Below are 14070 nucleotides of genomic sequence, written 5' to 3' on the forward strand. Positions count from 1 at the left end.
GAGTCGTGGGGGAACCCCGGTCGCCGGGTCCGCGGCTGCCCGCGGGCCCGGCGACGGTGAACCGAGGATCTCCGTTTCCTCCGCCACAACGGGCATGTGGGCTTGCTACGAAGGGAATTCGGCCGCCGGCACCGTGCTCGTGCGCGCATTGCCGCCGAAGACCTTGTTCAGGGTGAAGGTCAGCACCGTGTACTGCGTCCCGCCGGTCACCCGCACCGTCTTGAAGTTCGCGTGGTCGTCGAACTTCTCGAAGCTGCACTCGCGGGTGAAGGAGCTCTTCGAGCCGTTCCAGTCCTCGCCGGTGGTGAAGTACACCGTGTACGAGCCGCTGTTGACGCTCCGTACGGTCGCGTCCGACCCGTGGCGCACATACAGGGAGAAGGCGGTGCGCTTCCCGCGGGTCAGGGTCACCACCGCATCGCGGGCCGTGCCGTTCTTGACGGTCAGCCGTCCCAGACCGCCCCGGCCGCCGTCGCGGACGAGGGTGCCGTTGGTGAGCCGCCGGTGCTGGGCCGGTTGCGTACGCGGCAGGTGCAGGGTCGTGTCGTAGCCGAGGGCGGTGAGCGCACGCCCGGCGGCCCGGACGCTCTGCGGGCTCTGCGCGCTGCCGAGGGCGACACGCGGGGAGGTGGCGCAGCGGCCGCCTCCGGCGCTGCCGGCGCTCTTGAGGTCCTGCCCCAACGCCCTCAGTGCGGAGACGAGTTGGCTGTTGCCGGGCGAGGCGTCGTCCGGTGTCGTGGTCATCTGCAGGGCGTCCGCGGCCGCGTCCGCGCGGGACGACGCCGTGTCCAGCGCGGTGTTCAGCGCACGGCCCTCGTGGGCGCTGTCCACCGCGCGCAGTGCGCTGTCGAGCGGTCCGAGGGCGCCGGTCAGCGTGTGGCGGTAGGCGGCGCGGTCGACGGTCGGTGTCGGGCTGGGGGACGGGGCCGAGCTGTCGGCCGCCGAGGCCCCGCCCGCGCCGTCCGAGGAACACGCCGACAGTGGCAGCGAGAGGGCGAGGGCCGCCGCGGCGAGGCTCGCCGCCCGGTAGGCCGTGCGCCCCCGGCGGCCCCGCCGCGGCAGCGGTGCGGGCACGCTGCGGTCCTGGTCGTGCGTCGGTCTCCCGTGCCTGTCCGACGGTGTCCCGCCCGTCGCGCGCGCAGACGTGTACGTCCTCATGAGTCCCCCGATTCCCCCGGTATCCCCCGACTTCCGGCAACCGCCGGAAGAGCCAGGCTTCTCCGCCCACAAGGGGCTGTCAAGGCCGTTGGTGCGGACGGTAGTTGAGTCCTGACCCCGCGGATTTCGGGCTTCCGCAGCCGTGCGTCGGTCACCTGGGGGTCTGCCGGGTCCCCGGCCCCGCCGCGCGTGAGTGATCTTCTTCCGCGGGCGGCCGTACGGCGCGACGTCCCGGTGGCGGGTGCAGTGCGGCCGTCGGCGGATGCCGGAGCGGCGGGGACACCGGCTCCGTCGCCTCCTCGACCGGACGACGGCGGCTGCGCCGGGGGCCGGGGTGGCGAGGCCCCGCCGGGACCGTCAGCCGGGGTTCGCGCCCCCAGGGCCGTCGGGCGCCACCCCGTCCAAAGACGCCCGCCGGGGTGCCGCCGTCCGTCCGGGCAGGTCACGGGGCCCGGTGGCGGCCGGAACCCCGGCTGGGCCGTTCGGGCCGTCCAAGGCCCCGTCCCGCGTGCGCCTCGGCCACTACCTCTCACTCAGAGCTAAAATTGGGGCATGGCTGCAGGGGAGTTCCCCGACTCGCTCGCCGAGGTGCTGGCCGGTGTCCAGCGGCTGATCCGGCGCCGGCTGCGGGCCGGGCTGACCGCCCCACCGCTGCGCGGCGCCGAGGTGGAGCTGCTGCGGCTGGTCGCGGAGCGGCCCGGTATACGGGTGTCGGCCGCGGCCAGGGAGCTCTGTCTCGCCGGGAATTCGGTCTCCACCCTGGTCAATCAGCTCAGCCGGGCCGGGTTTCTGCGCCGGGAGACCGCACCCGAGGACCGCCGCTCGGCCCTGCTCTACCCCACCCCCGAGGCCCGGTCGCGGCTGCGTGACTGGGAGACCCGTCGCAGCGCCCTGGTGAGCGAGCAGCTCGCGCGCCTGCCGGAGGCTGACCGGGCGGCGCTGGCCGCGGCCCTCCCGGCGCTGCGCCTCCTCGCCCACAACCTGCACGAGGAGGCGGAGGGCACATGACTACCGACGACGAGGGACGGCCGGGGCGGCTGACGGGTTCGGGGCCGGAGCGCGCGCCCTTCGCGCACTGTGCCCCGGCCCCGGACGCCCCCGGCCGGTCCGCGTCCCCTCCCGACGCGGTGACCTGCCGTGGTCTGCGCTATGCCTTCGGTGAGACCAGGGCCGTGGACGGCGTCGACCTGTCCGTCCGGCCCGGCGAGGTCTTCGGGCTGCTCGGGCCGAACGGCGCGGGGAAGACCACCGCGATCCGCTGCATCACCACCCTGCTGCCCGTCCCGGCCGGCATGGTGCGGGTCTTCGGGCACGATGCGGCCAAGGAGCGGATGGCGGTGCGCCGGCTGCTGGGGTACGTACCGCAGCAGCTGTCCGCGGACGCCGGGCTGACCGGCCGCGAGAACGTCGCGCTCTTCGCCCGGGTCTTCGACGTCCCGCGCCGTGAGCGGGCGGCACGCGTCACCCAGGCGCTGGAGGCGGTCGGCCTCACCGATGCGGCGGGCCGGCTCGCCAATACGTACTCCGGCGGGATGGTCCGCCGCCTCGAACTCGCCCAGGCGCTGGTCAGCGCGCCCCGTCTGCTGATGCTCGACGAGCCGACGATCGGCCTCGACCCGATCGCCCGCACCAGCGTCTGGGAACACATCAACGCGGTACGGGCCGCCACCGGCATGACCGTCCTGGTGACCACGCACTACATGGACGAGGCCGACCAGTACTGCGACCGCGTCGCGCTGATGCACCACGGCCGGCTCCGCGCCCTCGGCACACCGGACGAGCTCCGGGCGGCGCTGAGCGCCCGCCGCCGCGCGGCCCGGACGGCGGCCCCGCCGACCGCCTCGCCCTCCCCGGGCACCCCCACCCCCGCACCGGCCGCTTCCCCCGCACCGGCCTCATCGCGCTCGTCCGATGCCGCACCGACGTTGGAGGACGTCTTCCGGGACGTCGCCGGCAGCGGCCTCGACGAGCAGTCTGGAGACTTCCGCGATGTCCGAAGCACCCGCCGCACCGCCCACCGCGTCGGCTGAGCCGGCCACCGGCGCCGACCGGCTGGACCTGCTGCTGATCCCACCGCGCGCCCGCGCCGGCTGGCAGGTACTGCCCGCCAGGGTCGTCGCGATGTGCGTGGTCGAGCTGCAAAAGCTGCGCCACGACCGGACCGAGCTGTACACCCGCGCGGTCCAGCCCGCCCTGTGGCTCCTGATCTTCGGTGAGACCTTCACCCACATCAAGGCCATCCCGACCGGTGGCACCCCGTACATCGACTTCCTGGCGCCCGGCATCATCGCCCAGTCGGCCATGTTCGTCGCGATCTTCTACGGCATCATGATCATCTGGGAGCGGGACGCCGGCATCCTCACCAAGCTGCTGGTCACCCCGACCCCGCGGGCCGCCCTGATCGCCGGCAAGTCCTTCGCCGCCGGGGTCAAGGCGCTGGTCCAGGCCGTCGTGGTGATCGTGATCGCCGCGCTGCTCGGTGTGGCCATGACCTGGAATCCGCTGCGGCTGCTCGCCGTCGCCGTCGCCGTGGTCCTCGGCTCGGCCTTCTTCTCCTGCCTGTCCATGTCGATCGCCGGGATCGTGCTCACCCGCGACCGGCTGATGGGCGTCGGCCAGGCCATCACCATGCCGCTGTTCTTCGCATCCAACGCCCTCTACCCGCTGTCGGTCATGCCCGGCTGGCTCCAGGCGGTCAGCAAGGTCAACCCACTGAGCTACCAGGTCGATGCCCTCCGCGGCCTTCTCCTGGGCACCCACGCCCATCTGGCCCTGGACTTCACCGTCCTGACGGTCGCCGCCGCGTTGGGCATCGCCGCCGCCGCGTCCCTCCTGGGCCGCCTGGCGCGCTGAGCGCCGGGCGGCGCCGGTGCGGCCGCCGCCCGAGGGACCCCGGCCCGCTGCCTCAACCGCGCTTCTTGAGCCAGGTCAGCAGCGTCACGAGTCCCACGAACAGCACGACGGACGCCTTCGCCGCCAGCTTTGCCGATATCCAGCCGACGCCGGGATTCCACCAGCCCAGCGACTGGTTCACGGTCCACGCCAGGCCCGCGGCCAGCAGGACGCATCCCACGCACAGGGCGGCCCGGACCGCCGGACGGATGCGCACCTCGTTGTCGTTCTCTTCGCTCATGAGGCGGACTATAAGGGCGACTTCGCGAACCACGCCGGGCAGGGACGGACGACGGCGAAAGGGAACTGCGGCCTGTGCTGAGTGCCCGTCAGGACGGGTCGTCAGGCCCCGACTTCGGAACGTGCCGTGGGGCGCGGACCGCGCGGAGGCCCCGCGTCCGGATTCGCCCCCTCGGACGCCGCGCCCCCCCGCCTATCCCGCGCTGCTCCGGTACACGAACCAGAGCAGAAAGAACTGCGTGAGCGGGCCAACCGCGAGGGCGTACAGCACGGTGCCGACGCCCACCGTCCCACCCAGGAGCCAGCCCAGGGCGAGCACGGTGAGCTCGACCAGGGTGCGGATGAGCCGGAGGGAGCGCCCGGTTGCGGTGGCCGCGCCGGTCATCAGCCCGTCCCGGGGGCCGGGGCCGAAGCGCGCGCCGACGTAGACGGCGACGGAGAGCCCGTTGAGGAGGACACCGCCGACGAGCAGACCGGCCCGGGCCGGGAGGCCGAGATGCTGGGGGAGGAGGGCGAGGCCGAGGTCGGAGGAGCAGGCCAGGACGACGATGTTGGCGACGGTGCCGAACGTCGGTCGTTGCTTGAGGGGGATCCACAACAGGAGCACGAGCACACCGAGGGCGGCGCTGATCGTGCCGAAGCTCAGGGAGGTGCGGTGCTCCAGGCCCTCGTAGAGGACGCTCCAGGGGTTGACGCCCAGCGAGGCCCGCACCATGAGCGAGAGGCTGAATCCGTACAGCGCGAGACCGATGAACAGCTGGGGGAGGCGCCGTCGCGGCCGCTCGCCGAGGGGGAGGCAGGTGAGGGGCGGTGGTGAGGGGCGCGACACGGACGCCGGGCGAGCGGTGGTGCGTTGACCGCTTCGGCGCCCGGGCGGGCGCGGGTGGCGTTCCGTGGTTTCCGGCTCCAAGGCGGTCGCCTCCGATGTGCTCGATGTGCCTGACAGCTACCGGCGGCGAGTCTGTACAGTGATCGGCCCAGAGAGCAGGGCCAATTCCGGAGGAGTGGTATGGCCGACTCGCAGCCGTTCCGGCCCGCGGGCCGGGCGGACCGCGCCGGGCGCACACTGGGGAGCCGGCAGCTCGCCGCCCTGCTGCCCGACCCGGCGGGCATGCGGCCCGCCTACCGTCATCTGGCCGAGGCGATCAGCGCGTTGATCCTGGACGGGCGGATCGCGTTGCACGTCCGGCTTCCCGCCGAGCGGGAGCTGGCCACCGCCCTGCACACCAGCAGGACCACCGTCACCGCCGTGTACGACCTGCTGCGCGAGAGCGGCTACGCGCACAGCCGGCAGGGCTCCGGCACCTGGACGGCCCTCCCCGAAGGCCGTACCCCGCACGGCATCAGCCGGCTCCTCGGCCCCCAGGACACCGCGATCGACCTGGCCAGGGCCGCCCCCGGGCTGCCGGAACGGGTGCTCACCGAGGCGCTCTCCGAGGTCGCCCCGCAGCTGGGCGCGCATGCGCACACCCCCGGCTACCACCCCTACGGCCTTCCGGAGCTGCGCGCCGCCATCGCCGAGCGGTTCACCCGGCGGGGCCTGGCCACCGTGCCCGAACAGATCCTGGTGACCTCCGGCGCTCAGCACGCACTCACGCTGGTCCTGGGACTGCTGTGCCGCCCCGGCGACCGGATCATGGTCGAGAATCCGACCTATCCGAATGCGCTGGACGCCATGCGCCGCGCCCGGCTCCGCACGGTGTCGGTCCCGGTGACCGATACCGGCTGGGACATCGAGATCATCGAATCGACCCTCCGGCAGGTCGTGCCCCAACTGGCCTATCTGATACCGGACTTCCACAATCCGACCGGTTGCCTCATGCCCGAGGAGGAGCGAGTGCGCACCCTGCGCGCCGCGCAGCGCTCCGGCAGCTGGCTGGTCATCGACGAGACGCTGGCCGACCTCGCCCTCGACGTTCCCGCCCCGCCGCCGTTCGCCTCCCATGCCGCGCCCCTGGGGCGTCCGCTGCCCGGGCGCGGTCGAGAGCGCGGCGAAGGGACCGGCCAGCTCATCACCCTCGGCTCGATGAGCAAAACGCATTGGGGCGGCCTGCGCATCGGCTGGCTGCGCGCCCCCTCGCGGCTGGTGACCGAACTCGCCGGACAGCGGGTCGCCACCGATATGGGCGGCTCGGTCCTGGACCAGCTCCTGGCCCTGGCGCTGCTGTCCCGGGCCGGGGAGCTGCTGCCGCCCCGCCTGGAGGAGCTGCGCGAGCAGCGCGCCGCCCTGGCCGCCGCACTGGCCGCACACGCCCCGTCATGGACCTGGCAACTGCCGCCCGGCGGCCTGTCGTTGTGGGTCGACCTGGGTGCGCCCCTCGCCTCGGCGCTCGCCGGGCGGGTCCTGGACTACGGGGTACGGATCGAGGGCGGCGCCTACTTCGCCACCGACCCCGGCCTCTTCGAACAGCGCCTGCGCATCCCGTACACCACGACTTCCGACACCCTGAGCGAAGCGGTGCGCCGCATGGCCGTCGCGGTCGCCGACGGCCTGCCGCCCTCGTCCGCCACCCGGCGACCGCACTGGGTCGCCTGATGCCTGATGCCTGACGCCTGGCGTGTGCCCTGGCCCGTGGGCCGTGGGCGGCTTCCGCGGCTGCATGGGGCGGCTCGCCCCGACGGTCGCCCGGCTCCAGAACAATCCGGTCGCCCGGTATTTCGCTGCCGTCCGTCCGGAGGAAAGACTCGTCACGCGAGCAGCATTTCCGTCCGGGTAAATAGCGAATAAGAGTAACGCGCGTTTCTTGAAACGCCGTATGACGCCCTGTATATGGGGAATCACCTAGCCAGCTCTCTGTCAGGGTGAAGGGGGCGGCGGCGTCGGCAGAGAAGTGAGCCGGCGTCACGCCACGGGCTTTCGCGGGCTTCCCGGAAAACACCGGGGCAGTCGTCGTTCGTCCGTTCTTGCCTTCGGGTATGGGGCGCCGTTCAGCCGGTGCCGGAATTCCCGGAGGTGGGAAGTATCCGCGTATCCGCGCTCTGCCACCGGAGGGATAAGTGAGGGCGACCGAGCCGCAGTTCGCGGTTCAGCGCGGCCGTCACGGTACCGGTATACGGGCCTGCGGCGCCCTCCGGTCTCCCCTTTCCCGGAGTGTGGCGCCGCCAGGGAGTGCGGGGTCACATGCCGTGGCGCGCGATTCCGGTCGCCCGTTCCGTGCCTGCTCACGAGCTCCTCCGGGCCCGCCGACGCCCGGAGAGATGCCACTTTGACCGGCGTCACCCCCCTGCCCGTGTCGTGTGACCGAGGCACGACTTCCGCTGGTGTCCCAGGAGTTTGACAATGCAACGAGCCGACGCATCCGCCTCGACGGCACTTCGGCCCTATATCAAGGCCCACTACCACTTCCAGTTCTTGAGCGCCGCCTTTCGCTTCGGCCTCTTTTCGATTCTCGAAAAAGATCCGGGGCTGACGGTCAAGGACATCGCGGTGCGGCTGGGACTGAACGAGCAGCCCACCCGAATCCTGCTGCTCGGCTGCACCGCCACCGGACTTCTGCACAAGGACGGTGACGGCTATCACAACACCGAGCTCACCCGCCCCCTCGCGGAAAACCTCGACCAGGCGCCGGCGGCATATATTCCGTGGGAGAGCCAGGGTATTTACCGGGCCATCGGCTGGTTCGCCGAAGCGCTCGACCAGGACTCGAATGTCGGTCTGCAACGGGAAATCGCGGGAACGGCACCGACGCTCTACGGACGGCTCGCCGAGAACCCGGAGCTGGAATCGGCCTTCCACACCATGATGGGCTCGGTGAGCCAGTTGGTCGCCGAGGAGATCGTGGAGCGGATCGATCTGTCGGGCCATCGGCATCTGCTCGACGTGGGCGGCGGCACCGCCATCAACGCGGCGAATCTGGCGAGGAAGTGGCCCCACCTCCGGATCACGATCGGCGATCTGCCCTCGATCGCGGCGCTCGCCGAGGAGAAGATCGCGGATCTGGGGCTGGCCGACCGGGTGGACGCGGTCAGCCTCGATGCCTTCCACGACGAGTTCCCGTCCGGACCCGACGCGGTGCTCTTCGCCCACTTCCTCGAAATCTGGTCGGCCGACCGCATCCGGGGCCTGCTGGCCCGAGCCTCTCGTCAACTGCCGCCGGGCGGCGGCCTGTTCGTGGTCACCCCCTACCAGAACGACGAGGAGACCGGCCCGGAGCGCTCCGCGTATCTCTCGGCGTACTTCCACACCATCGCTTCCGGGGAGGGCATGGTGTACACGCCCAAGGAGTATGAACAGTGGTTCACCGAGGCGGGTTTCGAGCCCACCCGGCGGGTGCTGCTCGGACCGGACGCCGTGGCGATCTGCGGCCGTAAGGTCTGACTCCGCCCGCCTGCCGGGACGGCACCGACCGACCGGATTCCCTCGCGCGGAACCCCGTCACCACGTCGGCGCCGGCCCGGCGGCCGGCGCAGGAACACGCCGTCGGCTCAGTGCTGCCAGGCCGCGACGACCGAGACGGCCTGCGAGGGGTTCAGCCGCGGATCGCACAGGCTCGTGTACGCCTCGCCGACCCGGTCCGCGCCGGCCGGGTCTGCCACGCACTCCGTGACCTCGTCGGGGGTGGCTTCGAGGTGGAGTCCGCCCGCGACACCGTCCGCGGACTCCACCGCGCGCTGAAAGGCCCGCACTTCTTGGACGACGGTCCGGACATGGCGCGTCTTACGGCCGCAGGGCGCGGACACGGTGTTGCCGTGCATCGGGTCGCTGACCCAGATGACGGGGTGGCCCGCGTGCAGGACGGCCTTCACCAGCTGCGGCAGCCGGTCCGCGACGGTCTCGGCGCCCATCCGGGCGATCAGGGTCAGCCGGCCCGGCTCCCGGTCCGGGTCGAGGACCTCGCACAGCGCCAGCAGTTCCTCCGCCGTCATCGTGGGCCCCACCTTGCACGCGACGGGGTTGACGATCTCGGACAGCAGGGCGACATGGGCGCCGTCCACCTGGCGGGTGCGCTCGCCGATCCAGGGGAAGTGGGTGGAGGCAAGCAGCAGGCCGCCGTCGTCGCACGGGCGGAGCTGCGGAAGCTCGTAGTCCAGGAGCAGCGCCTCGTGGCTGGTCCACACCGGGGCCTCCGGGACCGCCCCCGCGGGGCGCTGCCACCCCAGATGCCCCATGATCTCGTTGGCGGCCATATAGCCGGTCAGCATCCGCAGCGGATCGGGCCGGCGGGCGGCCGGGTCGGCCTCCGGGCCGTTGACCATGTGGCCGCGGTAGACGGACAGTTCCACGCCGTCCACGGTCTCCGTGGCCCGTGACCGCGGCTTGGCGAACTGTCCGGCGAGCCGGCCGACCCGGACGACGGGCCGGTGTGCGGCCATCTTCATCGTGCCGGCGAGCAGATCCAGCAGGGCGGCCTTGCGGTGTACGTCCCGCGCGGTGCTCTCCTCCGGGTCCTCGGCGCAGTCGCCGGCCTGGACGAGCTGTGCCCGGCCGAGGGCGACCTCGGCCAGGGCTGCACGAAGGGCGCGGACCTCCGCGGCGCCCACCAGCACAGGCCGGGTGGCGAGCTCCCGCCGTACCTGTGCGAGCTGTTCCGGGCGGTCCCAGTGCGGCTGTTGCAGGGCGGGTTTCTGACGGATGCCGAGCAGGGTGTCTTCCATCGTGTCTCCCGTGCGTGGTGGATGAGGGCGAGGCGGCGCCGGACGCGGCAGGCGGCGTCCGGCGCCCGCCTCGGGGAGGGCCGCGCCGGCGGGTGTCGAGTGGTGCCGCCGGGGCCGGAACCTTCGCGCTGCTCCGGGGACGGCGGCATGGTGTGGTGTCCCGGCGCGCGGATGCGGGCGGGCGGCGCGGTGACGGGCGGGGGGCTCCGGTTGCGTGCAGCGTCGCGCGCGAGGTGCCGGAGCCCCGTCGGTAGGGGAACGGGATGTCCGCCGGTGGAACGGCGAGTGGTGGCAGGTCAGTTGAGCTGGACGACGGCCTGCGCCGAACCCAGCACCTTCACGTCGTCGCAGCGGACGTCGAGGGCGACCCGCACCCGGCGCCCGTCGAGCTTCGCCGTCACCGTGCCCCGGATGTCCAGGCGGGCCCCGACGCCGTCGTCGGGGACCGGTACCGGCCGGGTGAAGCGCACGGCGACCTCGCACACTGCGGCCGGGTCCCCGCTCCAGCCGGTGGCCAGCCGGGTGGCGAGCGCCATGGTCAGCATGCCGTGCGCGAGGGCCGAGGGAAATCCGGCCCGCTGGGCCGAACGGTCGCTGAAATGCAGCGGGTTGAAGTCCCCGGCGGCGCCCGCGTACCGGACCAGGTCGGTCCGGGTGACGGGGACGGTCAGGGGTCCGAGCACGGTGCCCACCGCCACGGAGTCGTAGTCGGGGCGCGCGGTCATCGGCCGGTCTCCTTCTCGTCCGGGCCGCCGGCCGTGAACGTCATGAAGGTGTCCACGACGTGCTCGCCGCCCTCCGTCCGCACCTCACCCCGCATCTGCACCACGTCCCGCCCCGCCAGGCGCCGGACGGATTCCACCTGGAGGGTCACCGCGAGCCGGTCGCCCGCGCGCACCGGCCGGCTCGGCACGATCCGCTGGGCGGTGTGCACCAACGAGGCGTCCGCCAGGCCCCATTCGGGGCCGCTCAGCACCCGGCTGCTCGCGCGGTGCACCACCAGGAAGGGGAACGTGGCGGGCGCGATCACGTCGGCATGGCCCAGTTCCCGCGCGGCGGCCGGGTCGAGGTGCGCGGGGCTGTCCGCGCCCACGGCTTCGGCGAATTCGCGGATCTTGGCACGACTGACCTCGTAGATCTCGGTGGGCGGGTGGACATGCCCCGCCGAGGGACGGTCCGCAGCCATCAGTTGCCCCGATCGAGGGTGTGGGGGAGGGGCTGTGCGGCGGCGGCCCAGGCGGCCCGCCACGGGCCGGACCGGGGTGCCGGCCCGGGGGCGGGCAGCCGGCCGGCGCCCACCCAGGCGGTCACCGGCCGGATGCCGTGCAGCGCGTTGACGCACCACACCTCGCGGCCGGCCAGGTCCGGCAGCCGGGAACGGCGCCGCCGGACCGGGACGTCCAGGGCCGCGGCGCGGTCCAGCACCCAGTCCCGGGTCACCCCCGGCAGGGTGGGCAGGGCCGGATCGACCGTGCACAGGGTCTCGTCCTCCCACCACAGCAGGCTGGTGGTCGCCCCTTCGAGCAGCAGCCCGTCCCGGGTGGTCAGCAGGGCCTCGGTCGCGCCCGCTTCGACGGCCTCGGCACGCAGCGCGCCCAGAACGGTCAGGTCGGGGCCCTTGTGGCGGGGTACGCGACGGGGGTCCGGGCGCCCGGACAGCCAGAGCCGCACCTCGTCGGTCCGCTGTGGCGCGGGGCGCACCCGGAGTTCCAGACGGGGGGCGCGGGAGCCCTCCCGGGTGAGTTCCGCCCGGGGGAACCAGTCGCCCGACGTGGGCACCCGGCGCAGCTCCCGCTCCCAGAAGGCGTCCACGACACCCGCGGCCGGGCCCCCGGCCGCGGCCACGGACGCGGTGAAGCGGTCTTGGTGCCGGTGCAGTTCCCGGGTGCGTCCGTCCTCCACCAGCCACGAGTCGGCGGCCAGCAGCGTGGGAGCCGGGTGCGGCGCCTCGGTGGCGGTGTTCACTGGGCGGCCCGGTCCTCGGTCAGCCGGCCCGGGAACGTCGTACCGAGCAGCCCGAGCAGCGGAGTCGCCTTCACCGCGGTCTCCTCGAACTCCTCGGCCGGATCGGACAGGGCGGTGATCGCGCCGCCGACGCCGTACCGTACCCGGTCGGCGGTGACCACGGCGGTACGGATGGCGATGCTCAGATCCGCGGCCCCGGAGAGCGAGAAGTAGCCGATGGCTCCGGAGTAGACGCCGCGCGGCCCCTCTTCGAGCTGATCGATGATCTGCATGGTGCGGACCTTGGGGGCGCCGGTCATCGACCCGCCGGGGAAGGCGGCCCGCACGCAGTCGACGGCCGTCCGGTCCGGACGCAGGCGGGCGCGGACGGTGCTCACGAGCTGGTGGACGGAGGCGTAGCTCTCCACGTCGAAGATCTTGGGCACCTCGACGGAGCCGGCCTCCGCGCAGCGCGCCAGGTCGTTGCGGACCAGGTCGACGATCATCAGGTTCTCCGCGCGGTCCTTCTCGCTCGCGCGAAGGTCCTCGATGAGGATCCGGTCCTCGTCCGGGGTGGCGCCGCGGGGCCGGGTGCCCTTGATCGGCTTGGACTCGGCCCGCCCGTCCCGGCCCACGCGCAGGAACCGCTCGGGCGAGGTGCTCAGGACCGAGAGCCGGTCGAAGCGCAGCAGTGCGGAGAACGGGGTCGGACTCGTACGCCGCAGATAGCGGTAGCCGGCCCAGGGATCCACCGCCCCCTCGGCCTCGATCATGTTGGTGAGGCACACCTCGTACGACTCGCCCACATGGATGGCCTGATGGCAGGCGCCGATCAGCGCGCGGTAGTGGTCGGCGGAGTGCCGCAGCTCGACGGGGATGCTGACCCCGACGGGCAGGTGCTCCCGCTCCGCCTCCTGGCCGGCCAGGGACGCCAGCCGCCCGGCGGTCGCCGTCAGCCAGTCACGGGCCGTGGCGGCGTCGCCCGCCGGCGCCAGGGCCAGCAGATGGGTCGTGCCGGTGGCGTGGTCGAAGACCACCGCGCGGTCGGCGAAGATCAGCGCCGCGTCGGGGTCGGGGGAGAGGTGCGCGGGGTCCGCGCCGCACTCCGCCTTGAGTTCGTAGCCGAGGTAGCCGACCCAGCCGAGGGCGAAGTCGAAGGGGAGTTCCGGCAGGTCGGTCTCGATGCCGCGCAGGTCCTGGTCGAGCCAGTCCAGGAACGGGGAGTGGTGCACGGCCTCGGTCCCGTCGGACCCGCGGACCGTGACGGTGCACTGCTCGACGTCGGCCAGCGCGACCCGGGCGAGCGGGCCCCGTGCGTCGCCGAGGACGGAGAAGCGGCCGAGCTCCCCGTCGGGCCGGCTGCTGTCCAGCCAGAAGGCGTGCTCGGTGCCGCGGAACAGCGCGTCGAACACGATCTCCGGGTCCCAGCGGGAGGGCAGCTCCTCGGCGTGCACCCGCAGCTGCCGGGGCGGCTGCGCCGGCTGCCCGCCGCCGGTCGCGGGGCGCTTGTCGGCCACCACCGGCAGGGCGGCGCGGCCCGGCCCGCCGGTGTGCCGCTCCGCCAGCCGGAAGAAGTTCGCGAGCAGCTCGTGCCCGTGCTCGGTGCAGATCGACTCCGGGTGGAACTGCACGCCCCACTGCGGCCGGTGCCGGTGGCGCAGCCCCATCAGGACGCCGTCGGACGCCCAGGCGGTGGCCTCCAGCTCGTCACTCAGCCCCGATACGGCCAGCGAGTGGTAGCGCACCACCTCGAACGGCGAGGGCAGGCCGGCGAACAGGCCCTGGCCCATGTGGTGGACGCCGGAGAGCCGGCCGTGCCGCTCCTCGGGGGCGAGGCCGACCCGGCCGCCGTTCAGGTGCGCCAGGGCCTCGTGGCCGAGGCAGACACCGAGCAGCGGGACCGCGCCGTGCCGGATGATGTCCGCGCAGATCCCCAGGTCGGTCTCGACCTCGGGAGTACCGGGACCCGGCGAGATGATGACGTTGTCGAACTCCGCCACATGCTTCAGCCGCCAGGCGGGGTCGTCGTTCTGCACGACGGTCGGCTCGTCCCCCGTCACCTCGGCGACATAGTGCGCCAGGTTGTAGGTGAACGAGTCGTAGTTGTCCACGATCAGCGTGCGCATGCGGTGTTTCCCCCAGGCCATCGGATCCGCGCCGAATTGCGTAACAGGCGTCAAGGTGCAGGAAATCAAGAAAGAAAAACGAGGGAGCACCGGCCCCTTTGACGTCCGGGCTCTG

General features: G+C 72.9%; 13 protein-coding genes. 5 read left to right on the top strand and 8 right to left on the bottom strand.

The features are described from left to right. Positions 1 to 105: 105 nt before the first annotated feature. The gene (locus BKA18_RS28355; protein ID WP_366046611.1) at positions 106 to 1074 is read right to left on the bottom strand and encodes a hypothetical protein; all 969 of its coding nucleotides are present in this window, start codon (positions 1072 to 1074) and stop codon (positions 106 to 108) included. Between the two features lie 636 nt (positions 1075 to 1710). On the opposite strand from BKA18_RS28355, the gene BKA18_RS28360 reads away from it, so the two are divergent. From BKA18_RS28360 to BKA18_RS28370, 3 genes are read left to right on the top strand one after another with little or no spacing between them, the layout of a single operon-like run. Beyond that, positions 1711 to 2166, top strand: a complete 456-nt coding sequence (locus BKA18_RS28360) for a MarR family winged helix-turn-helix transcriptional regulator (RefSeq protein WP_006602566.1) — start codon at positions 1711 to 1713, stop codon at positions 2164 to 2166. Beyond that, the gene (locus BKA18_RS28365) at positions 2163 to 3188 is read left to right on the top strand and encodes an ATP-binding cassette domain-containing protein (protein ID WP_366046612.1); all 1026 of its coding nucleotides are present in this window, start codon (positions 2163 to 2165) and stop codon (positions 3186 to 3188) included. The genes BKA18_RS28360 and BKA18_RS28365 overlap by 4 nt, the downstream gene beginning before the upstream one ends. Continuing rightward, on the top strand, positions 3148 to 4011 hold the full coding sequence (locus BKA18_RS28370) for an ABC transporter permease (RefSeq protein WP_366046613.1): 864 nt from the start codon (positions 3148 to 3150) through the stop codon (positions 4009 to 4011). Before BKA18_RS28365 ends, BKA18_RS28370 begins: the two co-directional genes overlap by 41 nt. A 52-nt stretch (positions 4012 to 4063) precedes the next feature. Here the strand turns inward: BKA18_RS28370 and BKA18_RS28375 are convergent, their stop codons facing one another. Continuing rightward, positions 4064 to 4291 carry a hypothetical protein gene (locus BKA18_RS28375; protein ID WP_366046614.1) on the bottom strand — a complete coding sequence of 76 codons (228 nt, stop codon included), beginning with the start codon at positions 4289 to 4291 and terminating at the stop codon, positions 4064 to 4066. A 192-nt stretch (positions 4292 to 4483) separates the two neighbouring features. Next, complete coding sequence (yczE, locus tag BKA18_RS28380; RefSeq protein WP_366046615.1) at positions 4484 to 5119, bottom strand: membrane protein YczE; 636 nt, start codon at positions 5117 to 5119, stop codon at positions 4484 to 4486. 180 nt (positions 5120 to 5299) lie between these two features. Between yczE and yczR the strand changes: the two genes are divergently transcribed. Both yczR and BKA18_RS28390 read left to right on the top strand, forming a co-directional pair. Next, on the top strand, positions 5300 to 6826 hold the full coding sequence (gene yczR, locus BKA18_RS28385) for a MocR-like transcription factor YczR (protein ID WP_366046616.1): 1527 nt from the start codon (positions 5300 to 5302) through the stop codon (positions 6824 to 6826). Between the two features lie 744 nt (positions 6827 to 7570). Further along, a complete protein-coding gene (locus BKA18_RS28390; protein ID WP_366046617.1) occupies positions 7571 to 8608 on the top strand; it encodes a methyltransferase in 1038 nt (345 codons plus the stop codon). A 107-nt stretch (positions 8609 to 8715) separates the two neighbouring features. Here the strand turns inward: BKA18_RS28390 and BKA18_RS28395 are convergent, their stop codons facing one another. The 5 genes from BKA18_RS28395 to pabB all read right to left on the bottom strand — a co-directional run bounded on the left by BKA18_RS28395 (position 8716) and on the right by pabB (position 13955). Then, on the bottom strand, positions 8716 to 9885 hold the full coding sequence (locus BKA18_RS28395) for a 3-deoxy-7-phosphoheptulonate synthase (protein WP_366046618.1): 1170 nt from the start codon (positions 9883 to 9885) through the stop codon (positions 8716 to 8718). 296 nt (positions 9886 to 10181) lie between these two features. Then, positions 10182 to 10610 (bottom strand): MaoC/PaaZ C-terminal domain-containing protein, encoded by a 429-nt coding sequence (locus BKA18_RS28400; protein WP_366046619.1) that lies wholly within the window; start codon positions 10608 to 10610, stop codon positions 10182 to 10184. Then, positions 10607 to 11071, bottom strand: coding sequence for an FAS1-like dehydratase domain-containing protein (locus BKA18_RS28405; RefSeq protein ID WP_366046620.1), 465 nt, complete (start codon positions 11069 to 11071; stop codon positions 10607 to 10609). Before BKA18_RS28405 ends, BKA18_RS28400 begins: the two co-directional genes overlap by 4 nt. Next, a complete protein-coding gene (locus tag BKA18_RS28410) occupies positions 11071 to 11850 on the bottom strand; it encodes an aminotransferase class IV (protein ID WP_366046621.1) in 780 nt (259 codons plus the stop codon). Before BKA18_RS28410 ends, BKA18_RS28405 begins: the two co-directional genes overlap by 1 nt. Next, positions 11847 to 13955, bottom strand: a complete 2109-nt coding sequence (gene pabB / locus BKA18_RS28415; RefSeq protein WP_366046622.1) for an aminodeoxychorismate synthase component I — start codon at positions 13953 to 13955, stop codon at positions 11847 to 11849. Before pabB ends, BKA18_RS28410 begins: the two co-directional genes overlap by 4 nt. Positions 13956 to 14070: the final 115 nt, after the last annotated feature.

The organism is Streptomyces auratus (assembly GCF_050433025.1).
In the GTDB taxonomy this organism is placed as follows: Bacteria; Actinomycetota; Actinomycetes; order Streptomycetales; family Streptomycetaceae; genus Streptomyces; species Streptomyces sioyaensis.

What these genes read in the sequence shown, in the direction of transcription:
- BKA18_RS28360 (WP_006602566.1), top strand. Translation starts at nt 1,711, where the DNA reads ATGGCTGCAGGGGAGTTCCCCGACTCGCTCGCCGAGGTGCTGGCCGGT.
- yczR (WP_366046616.1), top strand. Translation starts at nt 5,300, where the DNA reads ATGGCCGACTCGCAGCCGTTCCGGCCCGCGGGCCGGGCGGACCGCGCC.
- BKA18_RS28375 (WP_366046614.1), bottom strand. Translation starts at nt 4,291, where the DNA reads ATGAGCGAAGAGAACGACAACGAGGTGCGCATCCGTCCGGCGGTCCGG.
- BKA18_RS28405 (WP_366046620.1), bottom strand. Translation starts at nt 11,071, where the DNA reads ATGGCTGCGGACCGTCCCTCGGCGGGGCATGTCCACCCGCCCACCGAG.
- BKA18_RS28370 (WP_366046613.1), top strand. Translation starts at nt 3,148, where the DNA reads ATGTCCGAAGCACCCGCCGCACCGCCCACCGCGTCGGCTGAGCCGGCC.
- BKA18_RS28395 (WP_366046618.1), bottom strand. Translation starts at nt 9,885, where the DNA reads ATGGAAGACACCCTGCTCGGCATCCGTCAGAAACCCGCCCTGCAACAG.
- BKA18_RS28390 (WP_366046617.1), top strand. Translation starts at nt 7,571, where the DNA reads ATGCAACGAGCCGACGCATCCGCCTCGACGGCACTTCGGCCCTATATC.
- pabB (WP_366046622.1), bottom strand. Translation starts at nt 13,955, where the DNA reads ATGCGCACGCTGATCGTGGACAACTACGACTCGTTCACCTACAACCTG.
- BKA18_RS28400 (WP_366046619.1), bottom strand. Translation starts at nt 10,610, where the DNA reads ATGACCGCGCGCCCCGACTACGACTCCGTGGCGGTGGGCACCGTGCTC.
- BKA18_RS28365 (WP_366046612.1), top strand. Translation starts at nt 2,163, where the DNA reads ATGACTACCGACGACGAGGGACGGCCGGGGCGGCTGACGGGTTCGGGG.